Genomic DNA, 23,370 nt, shown 5'->3' on the forward strand with positions numbered 1-23,370 from the left:
CAGGATCAGCCGGCGGCGGCATAGACCGCCGCGGCATCCTCTTTCAGCCTGGCCATCATCGCCCTGTAAGGGCCGGGACCATAGCTCACGCGGGCGACGCCAAGCTCGCCGAGCCGCTTCGGGGCCGGAACGCCCGGCATCATCATGATGTTCACCGGCAGGGCCACGGCCTCGCAAAGTCTGCGGATCAGCTCCTCATCCGCCAGCGCGGGCGCGAAGAAGCCGCTTGCACCGGCCTCGGCAAAGGCTTTCGCCCGTTCGACCGCCTCCTCCAGCAAGGCCGTATGCCTGCCGCGATCGCTTTCCTTCAGGAAAAGGTCCGTGCGGGCGTTGATGAAGAATGGGATGCCTTGCCGTTCGGCACGCGCCCGGATGGCGCGGATGCGCTCGGCCTGTTTTTCGACGGGGTAGATGCCGCTGCCGCCGACCACCTGGTCCTCGAAGTTGATGCCGATCGCGCCGGCCTCGATGACCTTCGCGACGTTATCGGCGAGTGCGGCCGGATCTTCCGTATAGCCACCCTCGAAATCAACGGAGAGAGGCAGATCAACCGCCACCGTGATCTCGCGAACCGTGGCGAGCAGGGCGTCGAACGGCAGATTCTCTCCGTCGGCATAGCCGTGGGCGGCTGCGACCGACCAGCTTCCGGTCGCAAGCGCGCTTGCGCCTGCCTCCGCCACGGCCTTCGCCGTTCCCGCATCCCAGATGTTATAGAGAATGACGGGATTTCCCTTCCGGTGAAGTGCGCCGAAAGCTTCCGCCCTGCCGTTCTGGTCCATTGCCTCTTCCTCCCTGGCCAAATGCCGCTCCTGTAGCTCATCGCGAAAACCGTTGCCGCCGTAAATCGGGCACCGATCTTCAAATGGCTACACCCGCACAGTCACCAGAACAACAGGCCCAAAATGCCGCAGACGATCAGCAGGCAGCCGAGCACTTCCATGCGGTTCACCCGCTCGTGGAAAAGGAAGAAGGACGCCATGAAGGTGAAGACGAGCTCGATCTGGCCAAGCGCCCTGACATAGGCGACCTGCTGCAGGGTCATGGCCGTGAACCAGCAGGCCGAACCCAGCACTCCGGCAAGGCCCACCAGCGCCGAAGAACGCCAGGAACGCACCACCTGCACGATCTCGTTTCTGTCCTTCGATATCATCCAGATCAGCATGAAGACGGTCTGGAACGTGGTGACGCAGGCAAGCGTCACGGCGGCCTCCATGACCGGCCCCGGCCCGCCGAGCGAAAGGGCAGCAGTCCGGTATGAGACTGCCGAAATTCCGAAGACGGCGCCGGAAGCGATCCCGATCAGCGCCGTGCGGCTGGTCAGCGCCGATACGGTGTTTCGCACCGAGAGCGGCATTCGCGCCATCGAAATCATCATCACGCCGATGACGCCGACCATGATCGCGGCGATCGAGCCGGGCGTCAGCCGTTCCCCGAGAAGGATGAAGCCGAAGAGCGCGGCCTGCACCGGTTCCGTCTTGGAATAGGCCGTCCCGACCGCGAAATTCCGAAGCGAGAAGAGATGCACCAGCATGATGGTGGCATAGATCTGCGAAAGCCCGCCGATCACACACCAGAAGGCGAAGGTCCAGTTGAACGCGGGAAACGGGTAGCCGAAGCCATAGCGCAGCAGGAGAACATAGAGGATCGCCACCGGAAAGCCGTAGCCGAAGCGCACGAAGCTCGCGCCCCGCGTACCGAGCGAACCCTGCAGGTGCTTCTGCAGCGCGGAGCGCAGGTTCTGCAGGAAGGCGGCCGCGATGGTGATAGGGATCCAGAGTTCCATATTGCGGCGATATCACCAGGTCCGGGATATCGCCAAGGCCGGTTTCCGGTAAAATCGACTTCCCCTTTTCTTTGGCCACGGCGCGGTGCATAACCGCCCCATGGAAAAGAGCCCCAGGACCGCCCCCGACACCCGAGACTTCGCCCATATCAAGGACTGGGTCTTCGATCTCGACAACACGCTCTACCCGCACCGGGTCAACCTCTTCGCGCAGATCGACAAGAACATGACGGCCTACGTCTCGGAGCTGCTGCAGCTCGATCCGGTCGAGGCGAGAGCGCTGCAGAAGCGCTATTATCATGAGCACGGCACGACGCTTCAAGGCCTGATGCTTCATTACGGCATAGATCCGAACACCTTCCTGGAACGGGCGCATGCGATCGACTATTCGGCGCTTCTGCCGCATCCGGAGCTCGGCGAGGCGATCAAGGCGCTCCCCGGCCGCAAGTTCATCTTCACGAACGGCAGCGTGAAACATGCCGAAGCCGCGGCGGGTGCGCTCGGCATTCTCGACAATTTCGACGACATCTTCGATATCGTGGCGGCCGATTACGTGCCGAAACCCGCGGGCGCGACCTATGACAAGTTCGCAAGCCTTCACCGGGTCGATACGAAGAACGCCGCCATGTTCGAGGATCTTCCGCGCAATCTCGAAGTTCCGAAAGCGCTCGGCATGCGCACCATCCTGCTGGTGCCCCGCAATCTCGATGAAGTGCTGATGGAGCGCTGGGAAGTGCTTTCCGACGAGGACGATCACATCGACTACGTGACCGATGACCTTGCCGGCTTTCTTTCCGGGCTCAGGTTCGATTGAGCCAACCTTACGGAAAATTCATCCACATTACGGATGTTTAAGTGGTTCTGACCGCCGGCCGGCCGTAGCTTCAAGCTATCGAAGGCAATCGGAAAAGGACCCTCTCCATGACCTCCAAGAAGATCGTCCTGGCCACTCTCGCGACAGCCCTGGTCGCGACGGCCGCCGTGCCCGCCCTTGCCGCACCCGGTTTCCACCGCCCGGGAGAGCGCGGCGTCATGCGCGAGCTGACGTTCGTACGGCTTCTCAAGACCGCCGATACGAACAAGGACGGCAAAATATCCAAGGAAGAGGTAACGGCGCGCCAGGATGCGCTCTTTACCCAAATCGACGCCAACAAGGACGACATTCTCACTCCCGGCGAGCTGCGCACCTTCCGCAAGGCCAGCATCGAGGAATTCCGCAAGAACAATCCGCGCCCGGAACGCGCCGAAAACCGCGAGGAACGCCGCGAACAGCGGATGGCCGAACGCGACGGCGACGATCGGCGGGATCGTGGCCCCGGCTGGCATCGTGGCGAAATGCGCCATGGCGGCCCGATGATGGGCCTGCGTCTCGTGCGCATGGCGGACAGCGACGAGAACGGCCAGTTCAGCAAGGCGGAGGTATCCGCCGCCGTGGACAAGCTCTTTGCGCGCATGGACCGCAACAAGGATGGCGCAATCACGATCGACGACATGCCGGACCGCCCCCTCTAGTCTCCGCCCCCCGCAGGACTAGCTTCGGCATCGTCGAAAGAAACCCGCCTCCCAAGGAGGCGGGTTTCTTGATTTTCGGCCTTGTTCAGTGCTCGTAGAACTCGGAAATGATCTTCCAGGCCTCGTCGGCCGTCTCCACGAAGCTTATGAGATCGAGATCACCCGGCGCGATCGTGCCGAATTCGGCAAGCGCCTCGAAATTGATGATCCCGCGCCAGAACTTCTCGCTGAAGAGGATCAGCGGGATGCGCTCCATCCGTTTGGTCTGGATCAGCGTCAGCGCCTCGAACATCTCGTCGAGCGTGCCGAACCCGCCAGGGAACACCGCGACCGCCTTCGCGCGCATCATGAAGTGCATCTTGCGGATCGCGAAATAGTGGAAATTGAAGCTCAGCTCCGGCGTCACGAACGGGTTCGGCGCCTGCTCGTGCGGCAGCATGATGTTGAGGCCGATGGTGGGTGCGCCGACCTCGGTGGCGCCACGGTTGCCCGCTTCCATGACCCCCGGCCCGCCGCCGGTGACGACGACATACTCCTGGTGATTGTAGCGCGCCGACTGCTCGCCGCAGAGAGCGGCGAATTTCCGCGCCTCCTCGTAATAGACCGACGCCGCCTGCAGGTTGTTGCGCTGGACCTCGTTATGCGCCGCCCAGGGAGCCTGGCCAGGTGCCGGAATGCGCGCACCGCCGAACAGCACGACCGTCGACTTGATGCCGCGCTCGGTCAGTATCGTTTCCGCCTTCAAGAGCTCGAGCTGCAGCCGCACGGGCCGCAATTCCTCGCTGCAAAGGAAATCGTCATCGGTATAGGCAAGGCGGTAGGAGGGCGATTCGGTCTGGGGCGTCCTCGGCTGGACCGCGGCGGCGCGCTTATCGGCTGAACTGTCCTTCAGCGGGTCCCAGATGCCGTCCTTGCGCCTCGGCCCGTTGTTCTTCACCTTCACCATTTCCTGCTCCTCGCATTCGCTGGTCGTCAAATCACATTGACGCCCGAGTGAGGGTCGCTTAGAGCAAATGATGCCATTTGGCCAGTTGAAGAGACCCTCCCACCATCACGATAGCGAGTGACGTTTAAGGATTTCCCATGAGCAGCACGGATCTCTCCTCCCTCGAAAAGACGATCGAGGCAGCCTTCGAAAACCGAGACAGCGTGACCGTCTCCACGAAAGGCGAGGTCCGCGACGCGGTTGAAACCGCGCTCAAGCTTCTCGACGGCGGCGAAGTCCGCGTCGCCAGCCGCGGGGATGACGGCAACTGGACCGTGCATCAGTGGCTGAAGAAGGCCGTGCTCCTCTCCTTCCGCCTCAACGATATGGAAGTCGTCAAGGGCGGGCCGGGCAACGCCACCTGGTGGGACAAGGTGCCCTCGAAGTTCGAGAACTGGGGCGAGAACCAGTTCCGCGCCGCCGGCTTCCGCGCCGTGCCGAACGCCGTCGTCCGCCACTCGGCCTATATCGCGCCGAACGCCATCCTGATGCCCTCCTTCGTCAACCTCGGCGCTTATGTGGGCGAAGGCACGATGGTCGACACCTGGGCAACCGTCGGCTCCTGCGCGCAGATCGGCAAGCATGTGCATCTTTCCGGCGGCGTCGGCATCGGCGGCGTGCTGGAGCCCATGCAGGCCGGCCCGACCATCATCGAGGACAATTGCTTCATCGGCGCCCGCTCCGAAGTGGTGGAAGGCTGCATCGTCCGCGAGGGCTCGGTGCTCGGCATGGGCGTCTTCATCGGCAAGTCGACCAAGATCGTCGATCGCGCCACCGGCGAGATCACCTATGGCGAAGTGCCCCCCTACTCCGTCGTCGTCGCCGGCTCGCTGCCGGGCAAGCCGTTCCCGAACGGCGAACCCGGCCCCGGCCTCTACTGCGCCGTGATCGTCAAGCGTGTCGACGAGAAGACCCGCTCCAAGACCGGCATCAACGAACTTCTTCGCGATTGACCGTTTGAAATGTCCGTCTCCGATCCCGTCGCCAACCTGCAAACCCTCATCCGCTGCCCTTCGGTGACGCCCGCCGAAGGCGGCGCGCTGACGGCCCTGCAAGCAATGCTGGAGCCGCTCGGCTTCAGGGTTGAGCGAATGGTGGCGAGCGAACCCGGCATGGCGGACGTTGAAAACCTCTATGCCCGGATCGGCACGGGGGGACCGCACCTGATGTTCGCCGGCCATACGGACGTGGTGCCGCCGGGCGACGAGGCCTCCTGGAGTCATCCGCCCTTCGCCGCCGAGATCGCCGGCGGCGAAATGTTCGGCCGCGGAGCCGTGGACATGAAGGGCGGCATCGCCTGCTTCGTCGCCGCTGTCGCAAGGCATATCGAAAAGCACGGCCCGCCGAAGGGCTCGATCTCCTTCCTCATCACCGGCGACGAGGAAGGCCCCTCGGTCAACGGCACGGAAAAGCTCCTGAAATGGGCCGCGGCAAAGGGCGAAAGCTGGGACGCCTGCCTGGTCGGCGAGCCCACCAATCCGGACCTCATCGGCGACAGGATCAAGATCGGCCGGCGCGGCTCGCTTTCCGGCAAGGTCATCGTTTCCGGCGTGCAGGGCCATGCGGCCTATCCGCATCTCGCCGACAATCCGCTGCGCGGCTTGCTGCCGCTCGCCCATGCGCTGATGGACCCGCCCTTCGACGGGGGCACGGCCGATTTTCCGCCGTCCAATCTCGAGGTGACGTCGATCGACACGGGCAATCCGGCCACCAACGTCATTCCGGCAAAGGCAAGCTTCGCCTTCAACATCCGCTTCAACGATACTTGGAGCGCCGAGACGCTGCAGGCGGAAATCATGCGCCGCCTCGATGCCGCGGCCGCCGACGCAACGCTCAGGCCGGACCGGGAACCCACCGGATACCATATCGCCTGGGGCGAGCGCCCGAGCCATGTCTTCCTGACGCGCAACAATGCGCTGATCGCCTCGCTTTCGGAAGCGGTCGAGACAGTCACCGGGCGCACGCCCAAGCTTTCGACAACCGGCGGCACCTCGGATGCCCGGTTCATCAAGGACTTCTGCCCGGTCGTCGAATTCGGGCTCGTCGGGCAGACGATGCACATGGTCGACGAACGCGTGGCGGTTGCCGATCTCGATACGCTGACACAGATTTACGGCACCTTCATCACCCGCTGGTTCGAGAATGCCCACCTATAGCGAAGTCAGGCTCTATCTCGACGGATTGTGGCTGCTCGTACGCGGGGACCCGCAGGGCTTCCGCTTCCTCGATATCTCGGATCGCGGCGTCATGCGGTCCTTCTGGGCGATCCTCTGGTGCCTGCCCGCCAGCGCGCTTTCCTGGTTCTGGTGGCGATCGCTCTATCTCGATGGCATGCCGGCAGGCACGCGCCTCGGCGGCATGTTCTTTTTCCGGCTGGCTATGCTGGAAGTCTTCAACTGGTTCGTGCCGCTCATCCTGGCCGCGGTCCTCTGCCTGATGCTCGGCATCCAGCGCCGTTTCCCGGCAATCGTCGTCACGGTGAACTGGCTGTCGGTTCCCTTCGCCTATGCCTATGGCCTGCTCAGCCTCTGCGTGATGCTGCTGCCGGGCCTCAAGGGCGGCCTTGCGGTCATCTGGCTCGTGCTGATGCTGGCCCTGATCGTCTCGATCTCGCGCATTCTCCGGATGATCTGCGGCCCCCAGCCACTGATGGTGGCCGCGCTCGCAACGGCGCTCATCGTGCCCGCCATGCTGATCTCGGATATCCTGGAGCGCTTCCTGGGCGTCTATCCTTTTTAGTGCCTAGACACCCTCGGGATAATCGACCTTCACGAAATAGAGGCCTTCCGGCGGAGCGACCGGACCGCATTCCTTGCGATCGCGGGCTTCGAGCGCGGCGCGCACATCTTCCGGCGTCATCTTGCCGTCGCCCGCGAGCTTCAGCGTGCCAGCGAAAGAGCGGATCTGGTTGTGCAGGAAGCTCTGGGCGGTCGCACGAATCTCCACGAGATCGCCGGTTCGCGTCACATCCAGCCGGTCGAGCGTGCGTACCGGGCTCGTCGCCTGGCAATGGACGGAGCGGAAGGTGGTGAAATCGTGATGGCCGACCAGCATCTGGGCGGCGGCATGCATCGCCTCGTGGTCCAGATCCTTCGGCACCCACCAGGCACGGTTCGCTTCCAGCGCAAGCGGCGACGGACGGTTGAGGATACGGTAGAGATAATGCCGGCGGATCGCGGAAAAACGGGCGTCGAAATCGTCGCCCACCGCCTGCACCTCGAGCACCGAAACCTTCTCGCGGGCCATCATCAGATGCGCATTGAGCGCATTGCGCAACTTGTAGGGCGCCCATTGCCGCGAGAGATCGACATGGATCACCTGCCCCAGCGCATGGACGCCGGAATCGGTTCGTCCGGCGCCCCTGATAGAGACCCTCTCGCCGGTAAGCGAGAGAACGCCGCCCTCGAGTGCAGCCTGCACGGAATGGCCGTTTTCCTGCCGCTGCCAGCCGACATAGGAAGTGCCGTCATATTCGACGGACATGCGATAGCGCGGCATCAGGAAAGCCTCGTGCCGCGAGCGAGCGGCGTGCCGCGCAGGAAATCCTCCGCGGACAGCGGCTTGCCGCCGGCCTTCTGCAGCTTCCTGAGCCGCACGGCGCCCTCGCCGCATGCAACGGTCAGGGCATCGTCCAGAACCTCGCCCGAAGGCCCCTGCCCCTCTGCCCGCTCGGATGCCAGCACCTTGATGCGCTCCGGCTTTCCGCCGATCTCGGCCTCGAACCACGCACCCGGAAAAGGCGACAGGCCACGGATATGATTGTGAACCTCGCCGGCAGGCTTCGAAAAATCGATCCGCGTCTCGCCCTTGTCGATCTTGGCGGCATAGAGCACGCCTTCTTCGGCTTGCGGCGTCAGTGGCAGATCGTCCGCTTCAAGCTTCTCCATCGCCTCCGCCATCGCCTTTGCACCGGCCAGCATCAGCTTGTCGTGCAGTTCTCCGGCGGTCATGTTCTCATCGATTTCGACCTCGCGGGTGAGAGCGACCGGGCCGGTATCCAGGCCCTTTTCCATCTTCATCACCATCATGCCGGTCTTCTCGTCACCGGCCATGATCGCGCGCTGGATCGGGGCCGCACCCCGCCAGCGCGGCAAAAGCGAGGCGTGACCGTTATAGCAGCCGAGCCGCGTGCCGGTGAGGATCGCCTCGGGCAGCAGGAGGCCATAGGCCACCACGACCGCCACGTCGGCATTCAGCGCACGGAATTTCTCCCGCTCCTCCGGCTCCTTGAAGTTCACCGGCGTGAAAACCGGAATGCCGAGCAATTCTGCCGCCTGGTGGACAGGCGATTTCGTGAGATCGAGCCCCCGCCGGCCGGCCGGCCGCGGCGGCTGCGTATAGACCGCCACGATCTCGTGCCCGGCTTCCTTCAGCGCCCGAAGCGTGGGCACGGAAAATTCCGGCGTACCCATGAAGATGATGCGAAGAGACATTCCAGCGCTCCCGCGAAACGTATGGCTTTAACGAATGTTAGACAGCCTTGGCCTTGGCGGCCTTGGTGAACTTCTTGATGACCATCTCGCGCTTGAGCCGCGAGATATGGTCGATGAAGAGCACGCCGTTCAGATGGTCGATCTCGTGCTGCAGGCAGGTCGCGAGCAAGCCGTCGGCCTCCACCAGATGCTCCTTGCCGTCACGCCCGATATGCTTGACGGTCACGATGGCGGGACGTTCCACCTCGGCGTAATAATCCGGGATCGACAGGCAGCCTTCCTCGTAGACCGAGCGTTCGTCGGAGGACTTCACGATCTCAGGATTGATGAAGACCAGCGGCTGCTTCTCCTCGTCCTCACGCGACACGTCGATCACCAGAAGACGGCGCGGAACGCCGATCTGGATCGCCGCCAGGCCGATGCCCGGCGCGTCATACATGGTTTCCAGCATGTCGTCGGCAAGCCGCAGCACGTCGTCATCCACCTGTTCAACAGGCTTGGAGACTTGGCGAAGCAACGGGTCCGGCAGAATAATAAGAGGCTTGATCGTCATGGCCTCCCCTTAGCGCATCTTTTTTCCCGATGGAACAGGGATCGCCATGGTTTGAGCAGAAATGTTCACGTTTTGATCTTTTCCTCCGGCAAAATTCTGCTAGTCTCCTGGCATGGAAACATTCCTCGACCGCATTCTGGCAGCATCGGCCAGCCTCCCCGCGAACATGATTCCGCTTGCTGCGGCCGGACTCGTCGCGATGGTCGCCATTATCCTCGCGCTTCATCTGAGAGGCGCGTCGCGGCGGGAACGCGAGGAAGCCGCGTTTCGCGCGGCGGAATCAGAGGCCCGGCTCGGCGAACTCATGCGGCTGCAATCGGAAACGCAGGGGCGGCTTTCGGCCATGGCCGAAGCCCTGTCGGCCCGCCAGTCCGAACTGAACCAGGCGGTGAGCCAGAGGCTCGACGGCATGAGCCACCGGCTCGGCGCGACCATCACGGAACAGACGAAATCGACCCATGAGAACCTGCGCAGGCTGCAGGAGCGGCTTGCGGTGATCGACGCCGCGCAGAACAATATCCAGTCGCTCGCCAAGGATGTCGTCGGCCTGCAGGCAATCCTTTCCAACAAGCAGACGCGCGGTGCTTTCGGGCAGGGGCGCATGGAGGCGATCGTCGCCGATGGCCTTCCCTTGGGCGCCTACAGCTTCCAGACCTCGCTTTCCAACGGAACGCGGCCGGACTGCACCATCAAGATGCCGAATGGCGCGCCGCCACTCGTCATCGACGCCAAATTTCCTCTCGAAGCGTGGAACGCCTTCCGTGAGGCCGCCGCCCCAGAGGCGCGACGCGCGGCCTCACAGCAGTTCCGGCGCGATCTCGAAGTGCATATCCGCGATATCGCCGAAAAATACCTGCTCCCCGGCGAAACGCAGGAAATGGCCTTTCTCTTCGTGCCCTCGGAATCGATCTTCGCGGAGATCCACGAGCATTTCGAGGCCGTCGTGCAGAAGGCGCAACGCTCCCGCGTGGTCATCGTCTCGCCTTCGCTGCTGATGCTGTCGATCCAGGTGATCCAGGCGGTGCTGAAGGACCAGCGCATGCGCGAGCAGGCCCATCTCATCCAGGGCGAAGTCGCGCTCTTGATGGAAGACCTTGGCCGGCTCGACGAGCGCACCCGGAAGCTCCAGGGGCATTTTTTCGCCGCGCAGAAGGATGTCGAGCAGATCCTGACCTCCACCGAAAAGCTCAACCGGCGCGGGGCCAAGATCGGCATGCTGGAACTCGAGCCTCCGCCCGAACCGGAGAAGGCGACCGAAAAGCCGTCGATGCGCGCCGTCGAGAGCAGGACCGGGCTCTTGAAGCTGCGGGTGGTTGACGAGGAGTGATGCTCTCGGGCAGTGTCTCGCGCACTTCAACAGCAGGCAGGCCTCTCATGATTACCGTCCTCGGCTCCATCAACATGGATCTCATCGCTTCCACCGAACGCCTGCCGAAGCCGGGTGAAACGGTCGCCGGGTCGAATTTCTCCACCGCCGCCGGCGGTAAGGGCGCCAATCAGGCGCTGGCAGCCCGCCGCGCCGGCAGCCAGGTGGCGATGGCCGGCGCCGTGGGCAAGGATACCTTCGCCGACCCCGCCCTTGCCCTTCTCGATGAAGCAGGCGTCGATCTCTCCTCCGTCCGCCGCACGGAGGAACCCACCGGTACCGCACTCATCCTCGTCGGCAGAACGGGCGAGAACATGATCGCGGTGGTGCCGGGCGCCAACGGCACGGTCGGCGAGGAGCAGGCCATTGCCGCGGTCGACGCCATGCGGAAGGGCGATATCCTGATGCTGCAGCTCGAAATCCCGGCTGCGGCCGTGGAGGCGGTGCTCAAAGCAGCCCGGTCGAAGGGCATTCTCACGGTCATCAACACGGCGCCGCTCACGGCCGACGCGGCACGGCTCGCGCGCCTTGCCGATATCGTCATCGCCAACGAGACCGAATTCGAGCTCCTGACCGGCAAGCCGGTCGTCGAGCGGGAGGCACGGGAGGCAGCACTCCGCGCACTTGCCGCGGAAACCGGACAGACCCTGGTGGTAACGCTCGGCGCCGAAGGGGTCGTCGCCATCCGCGATGGCCGCATTTTCACAGCCGAAGGGCTTGCGATCGAGCCGGTCGACACCGTCGGGGCCGGCGATACCTTCTGCGGCTATCTCGCGGCCAGCCTCGAACAGGGGCTCGATTTCGCCGCGGCGCTGCGCCGGGCGGCGGTTGCCGGCTCTCTCGCCTGCCTCACGCGCGGCGCACAGCCCTCGATCCCGCTTGCGGGAGACGTCGCGGCCCGGATTTAGGCCCGGAAATCCGGGGCTGGCCCTCCGGTTTTTTAGATTTTATCCAAATTTAAGACATCCTCGCTAGCGTCGCCGTCGACCGCCGCGGCTGCTCACGCCATCGTTCCCGCCGCGGCACCGGCTCCATGAAGGGGCGGCATTTCCCCCGCCGTTTCCGGCATTTTCCCGCAGCCCTTTCATGAGGCGACGATGTTTCCGTTGCAGATCAGATCCCTTTCCACGAAACTCATCCTGGTGACCGGCGTTGCCATCGCCTTTCTCCTGATCGTTTCCAACCTCTACCTCATTCTCCAGACCCGCGAGCGCATCGCGGCGCTGACGCTCGATCAGGCCAAGGCCGAAGCGCAGGCGATTGCGAACGACATCGCCGCGGAAATCGGCCAGATCGCCGGGTCGGCCCGTTCGATGGCGGGAATGATCGGCAGGGCGCATGAGGGCAAGCGGCTCGATCGCAAGGGCTATATGGACATTCTGAAGGCAAATCTGGAGCAGAACAGCTTTGCCTTCGGTAGCTGGTTTGGCGAAAAGCCGAGGGCTTTCGATCGCCTCAACGACGACCTGGTAGGCAGGACGGATTTCGGCGGGAACAAGAAAGGCGAGTTCGCCCCGTACTGGACGAGGAACAAGGCCGGCGAGATCAGCCTCACCACGTTCGAGCACGATCCGGAGGCGGAGTGGTGCAAGCTTGCCGCCACTTCGATGAAGGGAGCGCTGACGCGCCCCTATATCGAAAATTCGACGGGCGAAAACAACGCGATGACGTCGATCGCCTATCCCGTCAAGTCGAAGGGTGAACTGGTCGGCGTCACGGGTATCGACATCTCGCTCACAACGCTGTCGCAGAAGCTGATAGCCCTGCGTCCCTTCGGCGAAGGACGGGTAACGCTTCTTTCGCAGGATGGCAGCTGGCTTGTTTCGCCGATCGAAGACATCCTGATGAAGCCCTATGACGGCGAGGGCTCCGACGTCATCAAATCGACGCTCTCCAGCCTCAAGCCCGGCATCATCAAAGACCTCACTTTCGACGGACACCCCCCTTTCGACAGGCTGGTCTATCCGTTCACTCTTCCTGATCTGAACACCAACTGGATCGTCCTCGTCGATATTCCCCATTCCGCGATCAACGTGCCGGTCAACGAGCAGACCTATGTCATGGTCCTCGGCGGGCTTGCCGTGCTGGCTGCGGTCGTCATGGCGCTTTACTTCGCGACGAGAAGCTTCGTCGCCAAGCCGATTTCCAGCCTGGTGACCTGCGTGAAACAGCTGAGCGACGGCGATTACAAGACGCCGGTGCAGGGCCAGGATCGCGCCGACGAACTAGGCGCCGTCGCAAAGGCATTGGAAGGCTTCCGTTTTGCGCTGGCTGATACCCGGCGGCTGGAAGCCGAGGCCGAGACTCAGCGCCATACCGCGGAGAGCGAACGGAGCCGCTCCGAGGCGGAACGCGAGGCGGTTGCCCATCAGCAGGCGCATATCGTCGCCGTCTTGGCCAATGGCCTCGCAGAGCTTTCCAACGGCAATCTCCGCTATCGCATCGAAGATGACTTCCCCGGCGAATACGCCAAGCTGAAGGTGGATTTCAACCAGGCGCTTACGAGCCTCGAGGAGACCATCGCGACCGTCAGCGCCACGGTGCACAGCATCGGCAACGGCACCGCGGAGATCACCGGCAGCGCCGAAGATCTCTCCCGCCGCACCGAACAGCAGGCGGCGAGCCTGGAAGAGACCGCCGCTGCCCTCAACGAGCTGACGGCCCAGGTCAATTCGAGCGCCGAAAACGCCCGCTCCGCGGCCTCCACAGTCAATCTGGCCTGCGGAGATGCGGAAAAGTCGGGCGAAGTGGTGCAGAAGGCCGTCGCCTCGATGCAGGGGATCGCCCAATCCTCGCAGGAGATTTCCCGCATTATCGGCGTCATCGACGACATCGCCTTCCAGACCAACCTCCTGGCGCTCAACGCAGGCGTGGAAGCCGCCCGCGCCGGCGAGGCGGGCAAGGGCTTCGCCGTGGTCGCCCAGGAGGTACGCGAACTCGCACAGCGCTCCGCCAATGCCGCCAAGGAGATCAAGGGGCTCATCAACACGTCCGCAAGCCAGGTCAACGAGGGTGTGGAACTGGTCGGCAAATCGGGCGACACGCTGCAGAAGATCGCCGTTCAGGTCATGCAGATCAACGGTCTAATCCGCCAGATTTCGGCCTCCGCGAGCGAGCAGGCGACGGGCCTCAAGGAGATCAACTCCGCCGTCAACCAGATGGACCAGGTCACGCAGCAGAACGCCGCCATGGTGGAGGAAACCACCGCCGCCAGCACGGTGCTGCGCAGCGAAGCGGAAACCCTGAAGTCACTGGTGGCGCGCTTCCGCATTTCCGGACAGGCGGGGCCAGCGCAGACGGATGTGCAAGGGCTGCGGCGCATGGCCGAGACCATGCGCTCGCCGGGCCCCGCCCCGGCCAGGGCGCCCCGCGCCAAGCCCGCGCAAGCGGCCGTGCAGGGTGCGAACGCACTTTCCGCCGACGATTGGCAAGAATTCTGATACTTTTCACCGATCAACCGAAAAAGCCGCCGGTCTCCCGGCGGCTTTTTTCATGGATGGCATGGTTCCCTCGGTGGCCTTACAGCCTGCCGACGCGCTCCGTCAGCAATTCGAAAAAGCCATCGGCATCGACATCCCGCATGACGCGGGCATTGGCCTTGCGGCCGGAAACGCGCCACCAGTCGACCACCGTCATGCCGGCCGTCAGCTCCGATCGGGTCTCGATTTCCACATTGCATTCGCGGCCGGAGAAAAGCTCCGGCTTCAGGAGGTAGGCGATCACACTCGGGTCGTGAAGCGGCCCGCCGTCCGAGCCGTATTTCTCCACGTCGAAGCGCTCGAAGAAGGCGAGCCAATCGACCAGAACCTGGGCCGGCCGGGTGCCGAGTGCGGCGATCTTCGCGACCCGGTCCTTCTTGGTCAGCAATTGATGGGTCACGTCGAGCGGCATCATCACGATCGGAATGCCGGAGGCGAAGACGATCTTGGCCGCTTCCGGATCGACATAGACGTTGAACTCGGCGGCCGGCGTGATGTTGCCGCCCTCGAAGAAGCCGCCGCCCATCATCACCAGTTCACGAATGCGCGGTGCGATGTCCGGCGCCTTTTCGAGCGCGAGCGCCAGATTGGTGAGCGGGCCGAGCGTGCAGAGCGTCACCGCGCCTTCCGGCTCCCGCCGCAAAGTCTCGATGATGAAGTCCACCGCATGGGTCTTCCGAACCGTCATCGTGGGCTCGGGCAGTTCGGCGCCGTCGAGGCCGGTCCTGCCGTGGACGTGTTCGGCGGTCACCTGCGGCCGCGCGATGGGCTTTTCAGCCCCCTCGTAGACCGCGGCATCGGGGCGCCCGCAGAGTTCGCAGACGATGCGCAGGTTGCGGCTCGTGAAGCTCAAGGGAACATTGCCGGCGACCGCTGTCAGGCCGAGCACTTCCAGTTCGTCCGGACTTGCGAAGGCGAGCATGATGGCCGCCGCATCGTCCTGCCCCGGATCGGTATCGATGATGATTTTCCTACGCTCTGCCATCCGTCAGCCCCTCATTTCTCCGCTGGCTTGTTGGGGCCTCGCCGCACCGCTTGTCAAGTGCGCGCCCGCGTCGGCATGACGCAACGCCGGGTAGGCTGCGGGCGCGGCGGGCTTCTTGCGATCGGCCGCCCAACTCCCATATACAGGAAAAGTTCGCGCGCCTTTTAAGGGCGCGGACATGGTCGCTTGAATACAAGGACTGACGATGAGCCGAATGACGCCGTTCGCGAGCCCGCTGCTCCTGGGCTTCGACGCCATGGAAAAGACCTTGGAGCGTCTCGCCAAAGCCAACGACGGCTATCCTCCCTACAATATCGAGCGCATCCATGCGGACAGCTCGGGCGAGCCGGAGCGGCTGCGCATCACCCTTGCCGTGGCCGGCTTCTCCGAGGACGAGCTCGATGTGACGGTGGAGGAAAACCAGCTCCTCATCCGCGGGCGCCAGACCGAGCAGCCGGAACGGGACTATCTCTATCGCGGCATCGCCGCCCGTCAGTTCCAGCGCGTTTTCGTGCTGGCGGATGGCATGCAGGTCTCCGGCGCGCGGCTTAGAAACGGTCTTCTCTCCGTCGATCTTACTCGACCGGAACCGGCGCGGATGGTGCGAAAAATTAACATTTCCGTCTCAAAGTAGGCCAACGGCGTGAATGCCGTTGCGCCCTCAATACTGGAGGCTGGAATGCTCCTGAAAGAAGCGACCTCGCGTTTGACGCAGTCCGAACTTGCTCATCTCGGCACCGGGGAAGTCGGATATATCCGCAAGATACGGTCGGAAGATGTCTCCCGTTGCTTTCCCGAAGCACCCGAAATCGACCCGAATCTCGACCTCTGGGCCCTGTTCGGCGCCGATGGCACTCCGATCCTTTTGACCGACAACCGCTCCAGCACCTTTTTCAAGGCGGCGGAAGACGAGCTGAAGACCGTCAGCCTGCACTGACGGAAACCTTCGCTCAAACCTTGCGGAAGGTCAGGTAGGCGGAGGAGCGACCTTCGCGCCGGGCCTTTGCCTCGTAGCGGGTTCCGGGCCAGCCTGCGAACGGCGTCAGCCAGTCGGAAGCCTGCTCGGCCGTCCATTCGAAGCCACCGTGATCGCAGCAATGGATGAGCGTCCAATTGACGTAAGTGTCGATATCGGACGCGAACAGGAATAGACCGCCGGGCTTCAGGACCCGATGGAAGCGATCCAGATTGACCTGCGAGACGAACCGCCGCTTCCAGTGTTTCCGCTTCGGCCAGGGATCGGGATAAAGCAGGTCGATCCGGTCCAGCGAACCTTCCGGCAGCCAGTCCAAAACTTGCGTCGCATCGTCGTCATAGAGGCGGACGTTCTTCAATCCGAGATCATCGACACGCGACAGCAGCTTGGCCATCGAGTTGACGAATGGCTCCACCCCGATGAAGCCCGTGTTGCGGCTCTCGGACGCGCGGTGGATCAGGTGCTCGCCTCCCCCGAAGCCGATTTCGAGCCGTACCTCCTCCACCGAGATAGGAAACAGCTCCTCGAGCCTTACCGGCGCCGGTGCCTTGAGATCGAGTTTCAGCGCCGGAAGCAGCGAGGCGAGATATTCGGCCTGGCGCTCGCGCAGCGGTTTGCCCTTGCGGCGTCCGAAGAAGGCTTCGGTCGAGCGGCTCGGGTGCGGCTGTTCGGTCATCGGCGGTTCTTTCATGACAAAAGCGGGCGTCTCGATCAGAGGCACCCGCTTTACAGTTTTATTGGCTCGTCCGTAAAGGGCGATCAGGCAGCCTTGAGCGTCTCGTCCTTCAGAGCATCCTTGAGCGGCTTCACGAGGTCTGTCTTCTCCCAGGAGAAGGAACCGTCGCGGCCGGCCTTGCGTCCGAAGTGGCCGTAAGCGGAGGTCTTGGCGTAGATCGGCTTGTTGAGGTCGAGGTGACGGCGGATGCCCGACGGCGAAAGGTCCATGACCTTGCGGATCGCGGCTTCAACCTGGTCCTCGGTCACGCCCTTGCCGGTGCCGTGCAGATCGACATAGACCGACAGCGGCTGGGCGATGCCGATCGCATAGGAAAGCTGGATCGTGCAGCGGTCGGCGAGACCGGCGGCAACGACGTTCTTGGCCAGGTAGCGGGCGGCATAGGCGGCCGAACGATCCACCTTGGTCGTGTCCTTGCCGGAGAAAGCGCCGCCGCCATGCGGGGCCGCGCCACCATAGGTATCGACGATGATCTTGCGGCCGGTGAGGCCGGCATCGCCGTCAGGACCGCCGATCACGAACTTGCCGGTCGGATTGATGTACCACTTGCAGTCCTTGTCGATCGGGAGATCGCCGAGCGCTTCGCGGATATAAGGTTCGACGACGGAGCGGACCTTCTTCGAATCCCAGCTCTCGTCGAGATGCTGGGTCGAAAGCACGATCGAATCCACGCAAGAAGGTTCGCCCTTTTCGTAGCGGACCGTCACCTGGCTCTTGGCGTCCGGACCGAGCTTGCCAGCATCCCCCTCGCCCTTCTTGCGGGCGGCGGCGAGCAGCTGAAGGATCTTGTGGGAATAGTAGATCGGCGCCGGCATGAGGTCCGGCGTCTCCTTGCAGGCGTAGCCGAACATGATGCCCTGGTCGCCGGCACCCTCGTCGCCCTGCCTGTCGGCGGCGCTGTCCACGCCCTGCGCGATATCGGCCGACTGTGAATGCAGGAGAACGTCGATCTTCGCCGTCTTCCAGTGGAAGCCATCCTGTTCGTAGCCGATGTCGCGGATCGCCTTGCGCGCCGCGGACTTGAACTTGGCGGGATTGATGACGTCCTTGCCGTTCTTGTCCTTCTTCATCAGGCTCGGCGGAAGACGAACCTCGCCGGCGATGACGACACGGTTGGTGGTGGCAAGCGTTTCGCAGGCGATGCGGACGGTCCATGGATCGATGCCGGTCTTTGCCGCTTCGCGGTAAACCAGATCGACGATTTCATCGGAGATACGGTCACAAACCTTGTCCGGATGGCCTTCGGCAACGGACTCGCTGGTGAACAGGTAGCTTGGGCGCATTGCGGGATTCCCCTCAAAGAATAAGCCGCCCCTGTGTAGTAAGTTCGCGCCTCAAAGACAAGCGTACAACGACATAAATATATCTTTATGCCTAGAAACGCCTGCTATATTCGCCCGTCGGCACGCAACAAAAAAGCGGCCCGGAGGCCGCTTTCTGTCCAAGATCCCGAAGGAGCCGGAAAAATCACTCCACGTCGGCGTCCGCTGCGAGCGCCTTCACGAGGTCGACCACGCGACGCCGGACCTTCGGATCCGAAATCTTCACGAAGGCGCGGTTGAGCTGCAGCCCCTCGGCGGAGGAGAGAAAATCCACGACGTAGTTCGAACTCGAAGCCTCCGCCATGCCGCCCGGCGTTGACTGGTCGCCCGGAGCATCCTCGAAGAAGAAGGAGACCGGAACGTTCAGTATGCTGGAGATGTTCTGCAGCCGGCTGGCACCCACGCGGTTGGTGCCCTTCTCGTACTTCTGAATCTGCTGGAAGGTGATGCCCAGGCTTTCACCCAGCTTTTCCTGACTCATTCCGAGCATGGTACGACGAAGACGGATCCGGCTACCGACATGAATGTCGATCGGGTTCGGCTTCTTCTTGTTCTCAATCATCTCGATGTCCTGCGAAGTTGCTTGTTAATCCCCAACCCGGTCTGCGTGTGGAAGATGTATTTCTTGCGGCGTCACTACAGACACCTCCGTTTTCAGCCTAGGCCGGACGGAAGGTTTTTCCACTATGCATTTTTAGGGTTTTTCGGTCAATTCTTACTAAAATTAAAACCAACACGCGAAAAAACTGCAATCAGTGCCAGAACCAGCGAGATCAACCAAAAGTAATCCTGACGCGTGAAGTTTCGCTGATCTGAACGTATTTCGCGTGCAATGGTTGCATCTATCACACCCTTGTGATTGAAATCCAGCCCGTCGACAACCCGTCCGAAAGGGTCGACGACGGCGGAAATGCCGCTATTGGCCGCCCGGATGAGGGGCAATCCCGTCTCGATCGCCCGGATGCGCGCCTGCTGAAAGTGCTGGTAGGGACCCGGCGTCTCTCCGAACCAGGCATCGTTGGTGATGTTGAGAAGGGCATTGGCGCGCTGGATGTCGGGGCCTATCTCGTCGGGAAAGATCGCCTCGTAACAGATCAGCGGGTAGAAGGCCTGGCCGTCCGGCAGCGTCAGCAGCGAACGCTGGGAGGCGGCGGTGAAGCCGCCGGGCAGGGCAACCAGATTGTCGATGCCGAAATCGCGCAGGATATTTTCGTAAGGCACGTATTCCCCGAAGGGGGTGAGATGCACCTTGTCGGAGGCGGCGATGATCTGGCCGTTGCTGTCGATCACATAGACGGAATTGTAGAAACGCGGCGTCAGCCCCCCGCCCGCATCCTCCGCCCGCACGGCGCCGGCGATCAGGATCTGGCCGTCCTGCAGCACGTCTGCGATGCGGGCCAGCGCATCCTGGCTGCGGGTGAGGAGGAAGGGCACCGAGGTTTCCGGCCAGACGATGATGTCCGGACGCTTGCCGCCATTTTCGGGCGGCAGGGCCGAGAGCGCCAGATGCTCCTCGAAAATCGCGGCCCGATCGCCATTCTCGAGCTTGCGGGACTGATCGATCACCGGCTGCACCAGGCGGACCACCGTCCGCCCTTCCGGCGGAACCGAAGCGGCGGCGTCCGTCCCCATGAGACGCCAGGCGCCGTAACCGAGATGGGCGCACAGGAGCAGCGCTGCGAGCGCAAGCCCGATGCGCATGCCCTTGCGTGTTCCGATCAGTGCGGGCGCGGAGAAGACGAAAACCGAAAGCGCCGTGACGCCGAAAATGCCGATGACGCCCGCCGATTGCATCATCAGCGGCATCGGCATGGCTCCGTAGCCGACGGCGTTCCACGGAAAGCCGGTGGCGAGGAAGCTGCGCAGCCATTCGGCGATGCCGAAAGCGGCCGCAAGGGCTGCGATGCGGCCCATGCCGTCCGACCAGAGAAGGCGGGCGAGCGCCGCCGCCAGGCCGTAAAAAAGCGCGAGGAACGCCGGCAGCCCCAGGATGGCGAGCGGCAGCGCCCAGGCGAACTGATCCGCCTCGATCAGCAGCGCATTGCCGAGCCACCAGAGCCCGGCCACGAAATATCCGAGGCCGAACAGCCAGCCGAGCACGAAGGCGGACCGGAGGCGGGAAAGATAGCCGCCGTCCGGATTGCCGGTCGTCCCATCCATCAGCCAGACGAACAGCGTGAAGGAAACGAAGAGGGCGGCGAAAAACCCGAAGGGCGGCAGGGCGAGCGCGCCGAACGCTCCCGCGGCGATGGCCAGAAGAGCACGGGGCCAGCCCCACAGAAGCATGATCCTGCCCGCCAGCCGCTCCATGGAATTTCCCCTGTTGCCCCGAATCAGCCGCCGCAGTCTTTCAAAAAACGCCGCGCTTGTCGCCCGCCCGCAGCGACGGCCAGCGACAGTCGAGGCGTATCGGAAGCTTTCGGATACGCCTCTCACGCTCTGCCTGGTGGTTTAGGCTTTCTGGGGATTATTGCTGCGGATTGGCCTGCTCTCCGTTCCGGGCGGAAGGCGGCGGCAGGAGGGTCGAAGGCGTCTGGTCGGGCAAAGCGCCCTCCCCCTCGCCCTTCGCATGCCGCCGGCGCGCGAGCGCGCGCTTGCGGATGATGCGGACCCGCTTGATGCGGCGCGGATCGGCATCGAGAATCTGGAACTCGAAACCGGGCACCGCCTGCACCATTTCGCCCCGGACCGGGATGCGTCCAAGCGCGGAGAAGATGAGGCCGCCGAGCGTGTCGACATCCTCGAGCCGGTCGCGAATATCAAAATCCGGACCGATCGCCTCGGCGATATCCTCCAGTTCGACACGCGCATCGGCGATGAAGGCGTCGTCGGCCGTGCGGGAGAACATCACCTCTTCGTCGTCGTGCTCATCCTCGACATCGCCGATCACCATCTCGACGATATCCTCGTGCGATACGAGACCATCGGTGCCGCCGTATTCATCGATGACGAGCGCCATCTGGGTGCGCGCCGCCTGCATGCTCTGCAAAAGGTCCGAAGCGAGCATGGAAGGCGGTACGAACAGGATCTTGCGCACAAGGCCCGCCTCGGCGACCGTCTTTCCAAGATCGACGCGGCCGAGATCGAAAGCAGGCCGGGCCGTACGCGCCGGCTTTTCTCCATTGCTCGTAGGAGCCACGGTTTTCGAGCCGCTGCGGCGCTTGTTGCGCGCTTCCTTGGCCAGATAGGAGAGAAGATCACGGATGTGGACGAAGCCGCGCGCATCGTCGAGATTGTCGCTATAGACCGGCATGCGCGAGCGGCCGGTCTTGTCGAAATGGATCATCAGCTCGCCGAGCGTCATATCCATGTCGACCGCCTCGATATCGGCGCGCGGCACCATGATGTCCTCGACACGCACCTCGCGGAAGCGCAGGATATTGTGCAGCATCGCCCGCTCTTCGGGCGAGAACGCGTTGCTGACATTGGTATCGGTCATCAACGCGTCGGCGAGATCCTCGCGCAGCTTTTCGCCTTGCGAAGGGCGCAGCAGTCTCAGCACCCGAGACCAGAATGTATTGTAGGATTTGGTGGGTTGTTCGGCTCGCGAGTGACTACTGCCCTCGTCCGAGGAGGAAGCGTCCGAACTGTCCCTGCCCTCAGGGGCAACATTGTTCGATAGATCGTTCATAGGCTCATTCTATACCAAGGGACCCTGTCCCGCATAGGGGTCAGATAGGCCCAGCACTCCCAAAATGCGAGTCTCCAGCCCCTCCATTTTTTCCGCCTCGTCCGCTTCCATGTGATCGTAGCCGAACAAATGGAGGAATCCATGGACGAGGAGATGGGTCAGATGTTCCTCGAAGGTCTTCTCCAGTTCAGCCGCCTCGCGCTCGACGGTTTGGCGGGCGATGACGATATCGCCGAGCATCGGGCCCGGCTTTTTGCCCGGCGTCAGCGGGAAAGCGGGAAAGGAAAGCACGTTGGTGGGCTTGTCCTTGCCCCGCCATTCGGCATTGATTTGCTGGATTTCCTCGTCGCCGGTGAAGACCAGCGAGAGTTCCGGCGCCATTTCGGGAAAGGGCTGGCCTTCCTCGCGCACTAGCAAATCGACGGCGGCGGCAAGCGTCCGCTCGCTCAAGGCGGCCAGCACCTGTTCATCGGGCCAGCCGTCGTCTTCCACGCTGATCTGAATGTCGAGTTTCGGCATGGCCACGGAGACCGCTAGCGGTCTCCGTCCTCGCTTTCTTCGTGAACGGCGTATTGCGCGTCATAGGCCCGGACGATGCGGCCGACCAGCGGGTGGCGCACGACATCGGTGTCCTTGAAGCGGATCACCGATATGCCCTCGACGCCGTTCAAGATATGCAGCGCCTCGACAAGGCCGGATTTCACGCCGCGCGGCAGGTCGACCTGGCTCGGATCGCCGGTGATGATCATCCGCGAATTCTCACCGAGGCGGGTCAGGAACATCTTCATCTGCATCGATGTGGTGTTCTGAGCCTCGTCCAGAATGACGGCGGCGTTGGCAAGCGTGCGGCCGCGCATGAAGGCGAGCGGCGCGATTTCGATGACGCCGGCGGTGATCGCCCGCTCCACCTTGTCGCCCGGGATCATGTCATAGAGCGCGTCATAGAGCGGCCGGAGATAGGGATCGACCTTCTCCTTCATGTCGCCGGGCAAGAAGCCCAGGCGCTCGCCGGCTTCCACAGCCGGACGCGACAGGATAATGCGGTCCACCGCGCCGCGCTCCAGAAGCTGGGCGGCGTGGGCGACGGCGAGATAGGTCTTGCCGGTGCCCGCGGGCCCAACGCCGAAGACCAGCTCGGCGCGTTCCAGGGCCCGCATATAAGCGTCCTGGTTCGGCGTGCGGGCGGCGATCGTCTTCTTGCGCGTGGAAATCTGAGCCATGGAAAGCTTTGCTTTGCGCTCCAGCGTCGGCAGCGTCAACTGGTCGTCGGCGGCCTGCGCCATGCGGATGGCGCCTTCCACGTCGGATGCCTCGACGGAACCGCCCTTCTGCACCCGCTCATAGAGGAAGTCGAGCGCGCGGCGTGCCTGGTTGGTGGTGATCACGTCACCCGAGATGGTGACCGAATTGCCCCGCGCCCGCGCATCGATGTTGAGGCGCTCTTCCAGAAGCTTCAGGTTCTGATCGAATTGACCGAAGAGTTCGCTGGCGAACCTGTTGTTCTCGAACGTCAGGACGAAGTGATTTGCGTCGGTGGCGGCGGTTTGTGGCTGTCGCGGGGAAGAAGAAACCAGTTCGCGTCCGTTCAAGCAGGCAAGCTCCCCAAATA

General features: G+C 63.1%; 24 protein-coding genes. 10 read left to right on the top strand and 14 right to left on the bottom strand.

The features are described 5' to 3' along the window. Nucleotides 1–5 precede the first annotated feature (5 nt). Both ACE04I_RS15605 and ACE04I_RS15610 read right to left on the bottom strand, forming a co-directional pair. Entirely contained in the window at nt 6–779 is a 774-nt protein-coding gene (locus tag ACE04I_RS15605; RefSeq protein WP_046794120.1) for an isocitrate lyase/PEP mutase family protein, read from the bottom strand. A gap of 101 nt (nt 780–880) precedes the next feature. Further along, nucleotides 881–1,783 (bottom strand): EamA family transporter, encoded by a 903-nt coding sequence (locus ACE04I_RS15610; RefSeq protein WP_046794119.1) that lies wholly within the window; start codon nt 1,781–1,783, stop codon nt 881–883. A gap of 100 nt (nt 1,784–1,883) precedes the next feature. Here ACE04I_RS15610 and ACE04I_RS15615 point away from each other — a divergent pair, with 100 nt between their 5' ends. After that, nucleotides 1,884–2,597 (top strand): pyrimidine 5'-nucleotidase, encoded by a 714-nt coding sequence (locus ACE04I_RS15615; RefSeq protein WP_046794118.1) that lies wholly within the window; start codon nt 1,884–1,886, stop codon nt 2,595–2,597. Between the two features lie 107 nt (nt 2,598–2,704). After that, nucleotides 2,705–3,295: an EF-hand domain-containing protein gene (locus ACE04I_RS15620; protein WP_046794117.1), complete on the top strand. Its 591-nt coding sequence runs from the start codon at nt 2,705–2,707 to the stop codon at nt 3,293–3,295. Nucleotides 3,296–3,380: 85 nt separating this feature from the next. On the opposite strand, the gene ACE04I_RS15625 is transcribed toward ACE04I_RS15620, so the two are convergent. After that, entirely contained in the window at nt 3,381–4,241 is an 861-nt protein-coding gene (locus ACE04I_RS15625; protein ID WP_046794116.1) for an LOG family protein, read from the bottom strand. A gap of 137 nt (nt 4,242–4,378) precedes the next feature. Between ACE04I_RS15625 and dapD the strand changes: the two genes are divergently transcribed. Genes dapD through ACE04I_RS15640 form a run of 3 tightly spaced genes read left to right on the top strand, consistent with a single transcriptional unit; the run spans nt 4,379 to nt 7,019 of the window. Next, on the top strand, nt 4,379–5,233 hold the full coding sequence (gene dapD / locus ACE04I_RS15630) for a 2,3,4,5-tetrahydropyridine-2,6-dicarboxylate N-succinyltransferase (protein ID WP_046794115.1): 855 nt from the start codon (nt 4,379–4,381) through the stop codon (nt 5,231–5,233). A gap of 9 nt (nt 5,234–5,242) precedes the next feature. Beyond that, nucleotides 5,243–6,436, top strand: coding sequence for a succinyl-diaminopimelate desuccinylase (dapE, locus tag ACE04I_RS15635; protein WP_487207273.1), 1,194 nt, complete (start codon nt 5,243–5,245; stop codon nt 6,434–6,436). Beyond that, nucleotides 6,423–7,019, top strand: coding sequence for a hypothetical protein (locus ACE04I_RS15640; protein ID WP_046794113.1), 597 nt, complete (start codon nt 6,423–6,425; stop codon nt 7,017–7,019). Before dapE ends, ACE04I_RS15640 begins: the two co-directional genes overlap by 14 nt. 3 nt (nt 7,020–7,022) lie before the next feature. Here ACE04I_RS15640 and truA read toward each other — a convergent pair whose 3' ends face one another. Genes truA through def form a run of 3 tightly spaced genes read right to left on the bottom strand, consistent with a single transcriptional unit; the run spans nt 7,023 to nt 9,266 of the window. Continuing rightward, entirely contained in the window at nt 7,023–7,778 is a 756-nt protein-coding gene (gene truA / locus ACE04I_RS15645; protein ID WP_046794112.1) for a tRNA pseudouridine(38-40) synthase TruA, read from the bottom strand. Next, a complete protein-coding gene (gene fmt / locus ACE04I_RS15650) occupies nt 7,778–8,713 on the bottom strand; it encodes a methionyl-tRNA formyltransferase (RefSeq protein ID WP_487207274.1) in 936 nt (311 codons plus the stop codon). Before fmt ends, truA begins: the two co-directional genes overlap by 1 nt. Nucleotides 8,714–8,750: 37 nt before the next feature. After that, nucleotides 8,751–9,266 (bottom strand): peptide deformylase, encoded by a 516-nt coding sequence (gene def / locus ACE04I_RS15655; RefSeq protein ID WP_046794110.1) that lies wholly within the window; start codon nt 9,264–9,266, stop codon nt 8,751–8,753. A gap of 166 nt (nt 9,267–9,432) precedes the next feature. Between def and ACE04I_RS15660 the strand changes: the two genes are divergently transcribed. From ACE04I_RS15660 to ACE04I_RS15670, 3 genes are all read left to right on the top strand, one after another. Beyond that, on the top strand, nt 9,433–10,593 hold the full coding sequence (locus ACE04I_RS15660) for a DNA recombination protein RmuC (RefSeq protein WP_245282083.1): 1,161 nt from the start codon (nt 9,433–9,435) through the stop codon (nt 10,591–10,593). A 47-nt stretch (nt 10,594–10,640) separates the two neighbouring features. After that, a complete protein-coding gene (locus tag ACE04I_RS15665; protein ID WP_046794108.1) occupies nt 10,641–11,540 on the top strand; it encodes a ribokinase in 900 nt (299 codons plus the stop codon). A gap of 189 nt (nt 11,541–11,729) precedes the next feature. Then, nucleotides 11,730–14,072, top strand: coding sequence for a methyl-accepting chemotaxis protein (locus ACE04I_RS15670; protein ID WP_046794107.1), 2,343 nt, complete (start codon nt 11,730–11,732; stop codon nt 14,070–14,072). 79 nt (nt 14,073–14,151) lie between these two features. On the opposite strand, the gene ACE04I_RS15675 is transcribed toward ACE04I_RS15670, so the two are convergent. Continuing rightward, nucleotides 14,152–15,096: a nucleoside hydrolase gene (locus ACE04I_RS15675; protein ID WP_046794106.1), complete on the bottom strand. Its 945-nt coding sequence runs from the start codon at nt 15,094–15,096 to the stop codon at nt 14,152–14,154. A 205-nt stretch (nt 15,097–15,301) separates the two neighbouring features. Here ACE04I_RS15675 and ACE04I_RS15680 point away from each other — a divergent pair, with 205 nt between their 5' ends. Together ACE04I_RS15680 and ACE04I_RS15685 are read left to right on the top strand one after the other, a co-directional pair. Continuing rightward, nucleotides 15,302–15,730 (top strand): Hsp20 family protein, encoded by a 429-nt coding sequence (locus tag ACE04I_RS15680; protein ID WP_046794105.1) that lies wholly within the window; start codon nt 15,302–15,304, stop codon nt 15,728–15,730. Between the two features lie 45 nt (nt 15,731–15,775). Continuing rightward, the gene (locus ACE04I_RS15685) at nt 15,776–16,033 is read left to right on the top strand and encodes a BQ00720 family protein (protein ID WP_046794104.1); all 258 of its coding nucleotides are present in this window, start codon (nt 15,776–15,778) and stop codon (nt 16,031–16,033) included. Nucleotides 16,034–16,046: 13 nt separating this feature from the next. Here ACE04I_RS15685 and trmB read toward each other — a convergent pair whose 3' ends face one another. From trmB to ACE04I_RS15720, 7 genes are all read right to left on the bottom strand, one after another. After that, a complete protein-coding gene (trmB, locus tag ACE04I_RS15690; protein WP_046794338.1) occupies nt 16,047–16,748 on the bottom strand; it encodes a tRNA (guanine(46)-N(7))-methyltransferase TrmB in 702 nt (233 codons plus the stop codon). Nucleotides 16,749–16,831: 83 nt separating this feature from the next. Continuing rightward, entirely contained in the window at nt 16,832–18,091 is a 1,260-nt protein-coding gene (metK, locus tag ACE04I_RS15695; RefSeq protein ID WP_046794103.1) for a methionine adenosyltransferase, read from the bottom strand. Between the two features lie 184 nt (nt 18,092–18,275). Then, the gene (locus tag ACE04I_RS15700; RefSeq protein ID WP_046794102.1) at nt 18,276–18,692 is read right to left on the bottom strand and encodes a helix-turn-helix domain-containing protein; all 417 of its coding nucleotides are present in this window, start codon (nt 18,690–18,692) and stop codon (nt 18,276–18,278) included. Nucleotides 18,693–18,838: 146 nt separating this feature from the next. After that, nucleotides 18,839–20,440: an apolipoprotein N-acyltransferase gene (lnt, locus tag ACE04I_RS15705; protein ID WP_046794101.1), complete on the bottom strand. Its 1,602-nt coding sequence runs from the start codon at nt 20,438–20,440 to the stop codon at nt 18,839–18,841. A 157-nt stretch (nt 20,441–20,597) separates the two neighbouring features. Beyond that, complete coding sequence (locus tag ACE04I_RS15710) at nt 20,598–21,761, bottom strand: hemolysin family protein (protein ID WP_046794100.1); 1,164 nt, start codon at nt 21,759–21,761, stop codon at nt 20,598–20,600. A gap of 9 nt (nt 21,762–21,770) precedes the next feature. Further along, entirely contained in the window at nt 21,771–22,280 is a 510-nt protein-coding gene (gene ybeY / locus ACE04I_RS15715; protein ID WP_046794099.1) for an rRNA maturation RNase YbeY, read from the bottom strand. 14 nt (nt 22,281–22,294) lie between these two features. Continuing rightward, nucleotides 22,295–23,350 (bottom strand): PhoH family protein, encoded by a 1,056-nt coding sequence (locus ACE04I_RS15720; RefSeq protein WP_046794098.1) that lies wholly within the window; start codon nt 23,348–23,350, stop codon nt 22,295–22,297. Nucleotides 23,351–23,370: the final 20 nt, after the last annotated feature.

Source organism: Rhizobium moroccans (assembly GCF_057559155.1).

Bases quoted from the DNA above. Each gene is read 5' to 3' on its own strand.
- ACE04I_RS15675 (WP_046794106.1), bottom strand. From the start codon at position 15,096: ATGGCAGAGCGTAGGAAAATCATCATCGATACCGATCCGGGGCAGGAC.
- fmt (WP_487207274.1), bottom strand. From the start codon at position 8,713: ATGTCTCTTCGCATCATCTTCATGGGTACGCCGGAATTTTCCGTGCCC.
- ACE04I_RS15665 (WP_046794108.1), top strand. From the start codon at position 10,641: ATGATTACCGTCCTCGGCTCCATCAACATGGATCTCATCGCTTCCACC.
- ACE04I_RS15615 (WP_046794118.1), top strand. From the start codon at position 1,884: ATGGAAAAGAGCCCCAGGACCGCCCCCGACACCCGAGACTTCGCCCAT.
- def (WP_046794110.1), bottom strand. From the start codon at position 9,266: ATGACGATCAAGCCTCTTATTATTCTGCCGGACCCGTTGCTTCGCCAA.
- trmB (WP_046794338.1), bottom strand. From the start codon at position 16,748: ATGACCGAACAGCCGCACCCGAGCCGCTCGACCGAAGCCTTCTTCGGA.
- ACE04I_RS15660 (WP_245282083.1), top strand. From the start codon at position 9,433: ATGATTCCGCTTGCTGCGGCCGGACTCGTCGCGATGGTCGCCATTATC.
- ACE04I_RS15680 (WP_046794105.1), top strand. From the start codon at position 15,302: ATGAGCCGAATGACGCCGTTCGCGAGCCCGCTGCTCCTGGGCTTCGAC.
- ACE04I_RS15625 (WP_046794116.1), bottom strand. From the start codon at position 4,241: ATGGTGAAGGTGAAGAACAACGGGCCGAGGCGCAAGGACGGCATCTGG.
- ACE04I_RS15710 (WP_046794100.1), bottom strand. From the start codon at position 21,761: ATGAACGATCTATCGAACAATGTTGCCCCTGAGGGCAGGGACAGTTCG.
- ACE04I_RS15620 (WP_046794117.1), top strand. From the start codon at position 2,705: ATGACCTCCAAGAAGATCGTCCTGGCCACTCTCGCGACAGCCCTGGTC.
- ACE04I_RS15700 (WP_046794102.1), bottom strand. From the start codon at position 18,692: ATGATTGAGAACAAGAAGAAGCCGAACCCGATCGACATTCATGTCGGT.
- ACE04I_RS15605 (WP_046794120.1), bottom strand. From the start codon at position 779: ATGGACCAGAACGGCAGGGCGGAAGCTTTCGGCGCACTTCACCGGAAG.
- dapE (WP_487207273.1), top strand. From the start codon at position 5,243: ATGTCCGTCTCCGATCCCGTCGCCAACCTGCAAACCCTCATCCGCTGC.
- ACE04I_RS15610 (WP_046794119.1), bottom strand. From the start codon at position 1,783: ATGGAACTCTGGATCCCTATCACCATCGCGGCCGCCTTCCTGCAGAAC.
- lnt (WP_046794101.1), bottom strand. From the start codon at position 20,440: ATGGAGCGGCTGGCGGGCAGGATCATGCTTCTGTGGGGCTGGCCCCGT.
- ybeY (WP_046794099.1), bottom strand. From the start codon at position 22,280: ATGCCGAAACTCGACATTCAGATCAGCGTGGAAGACGACGGCTGGCCC.
- ACE04I_RS15685 (WP_046794104.1), top strand. From the start codon at position 15,776: ATGCTCCTGAAAGAAGCGACCTCGCGTTTGACGCAGTCCGAACTTGCT.
- dapD (WP_046794115.1), top strand. From the start codon at position 4,379: ATGAGCAGCACGGATCTCTCCTCCCTCGAAAAGACGATCGAGGCAGCC.
- metK (WP_046794103.1), bottom strand. From the start codon at position 18,091: ATGCGCCCAAGCTACCTGTTCACCAGCGAGTCCGTTGCCGAAGGCCAT.
- truA (WP_046794112.1), bottom strand. From the start codon at position 7,778: ATGCCGCGCTATCGCATGTCCGTCGAATATGACGGCACTTCCTATGTC.
- ACE04I_RS15640 (WP_046794113.1), top strand. From the start codon at position 6,423: ATGCCCACCTATAGCGAAGTCAGGCTCTATCTCGACGGATTGTGGCTG.
- ACE04I_RS15670 (WP_046794107.1), top strand. From the start codon at position 11,730: ATGTTTCCGTTGCAGATCAGATCCCTTTCCACGAAACTCATCCTGGTG.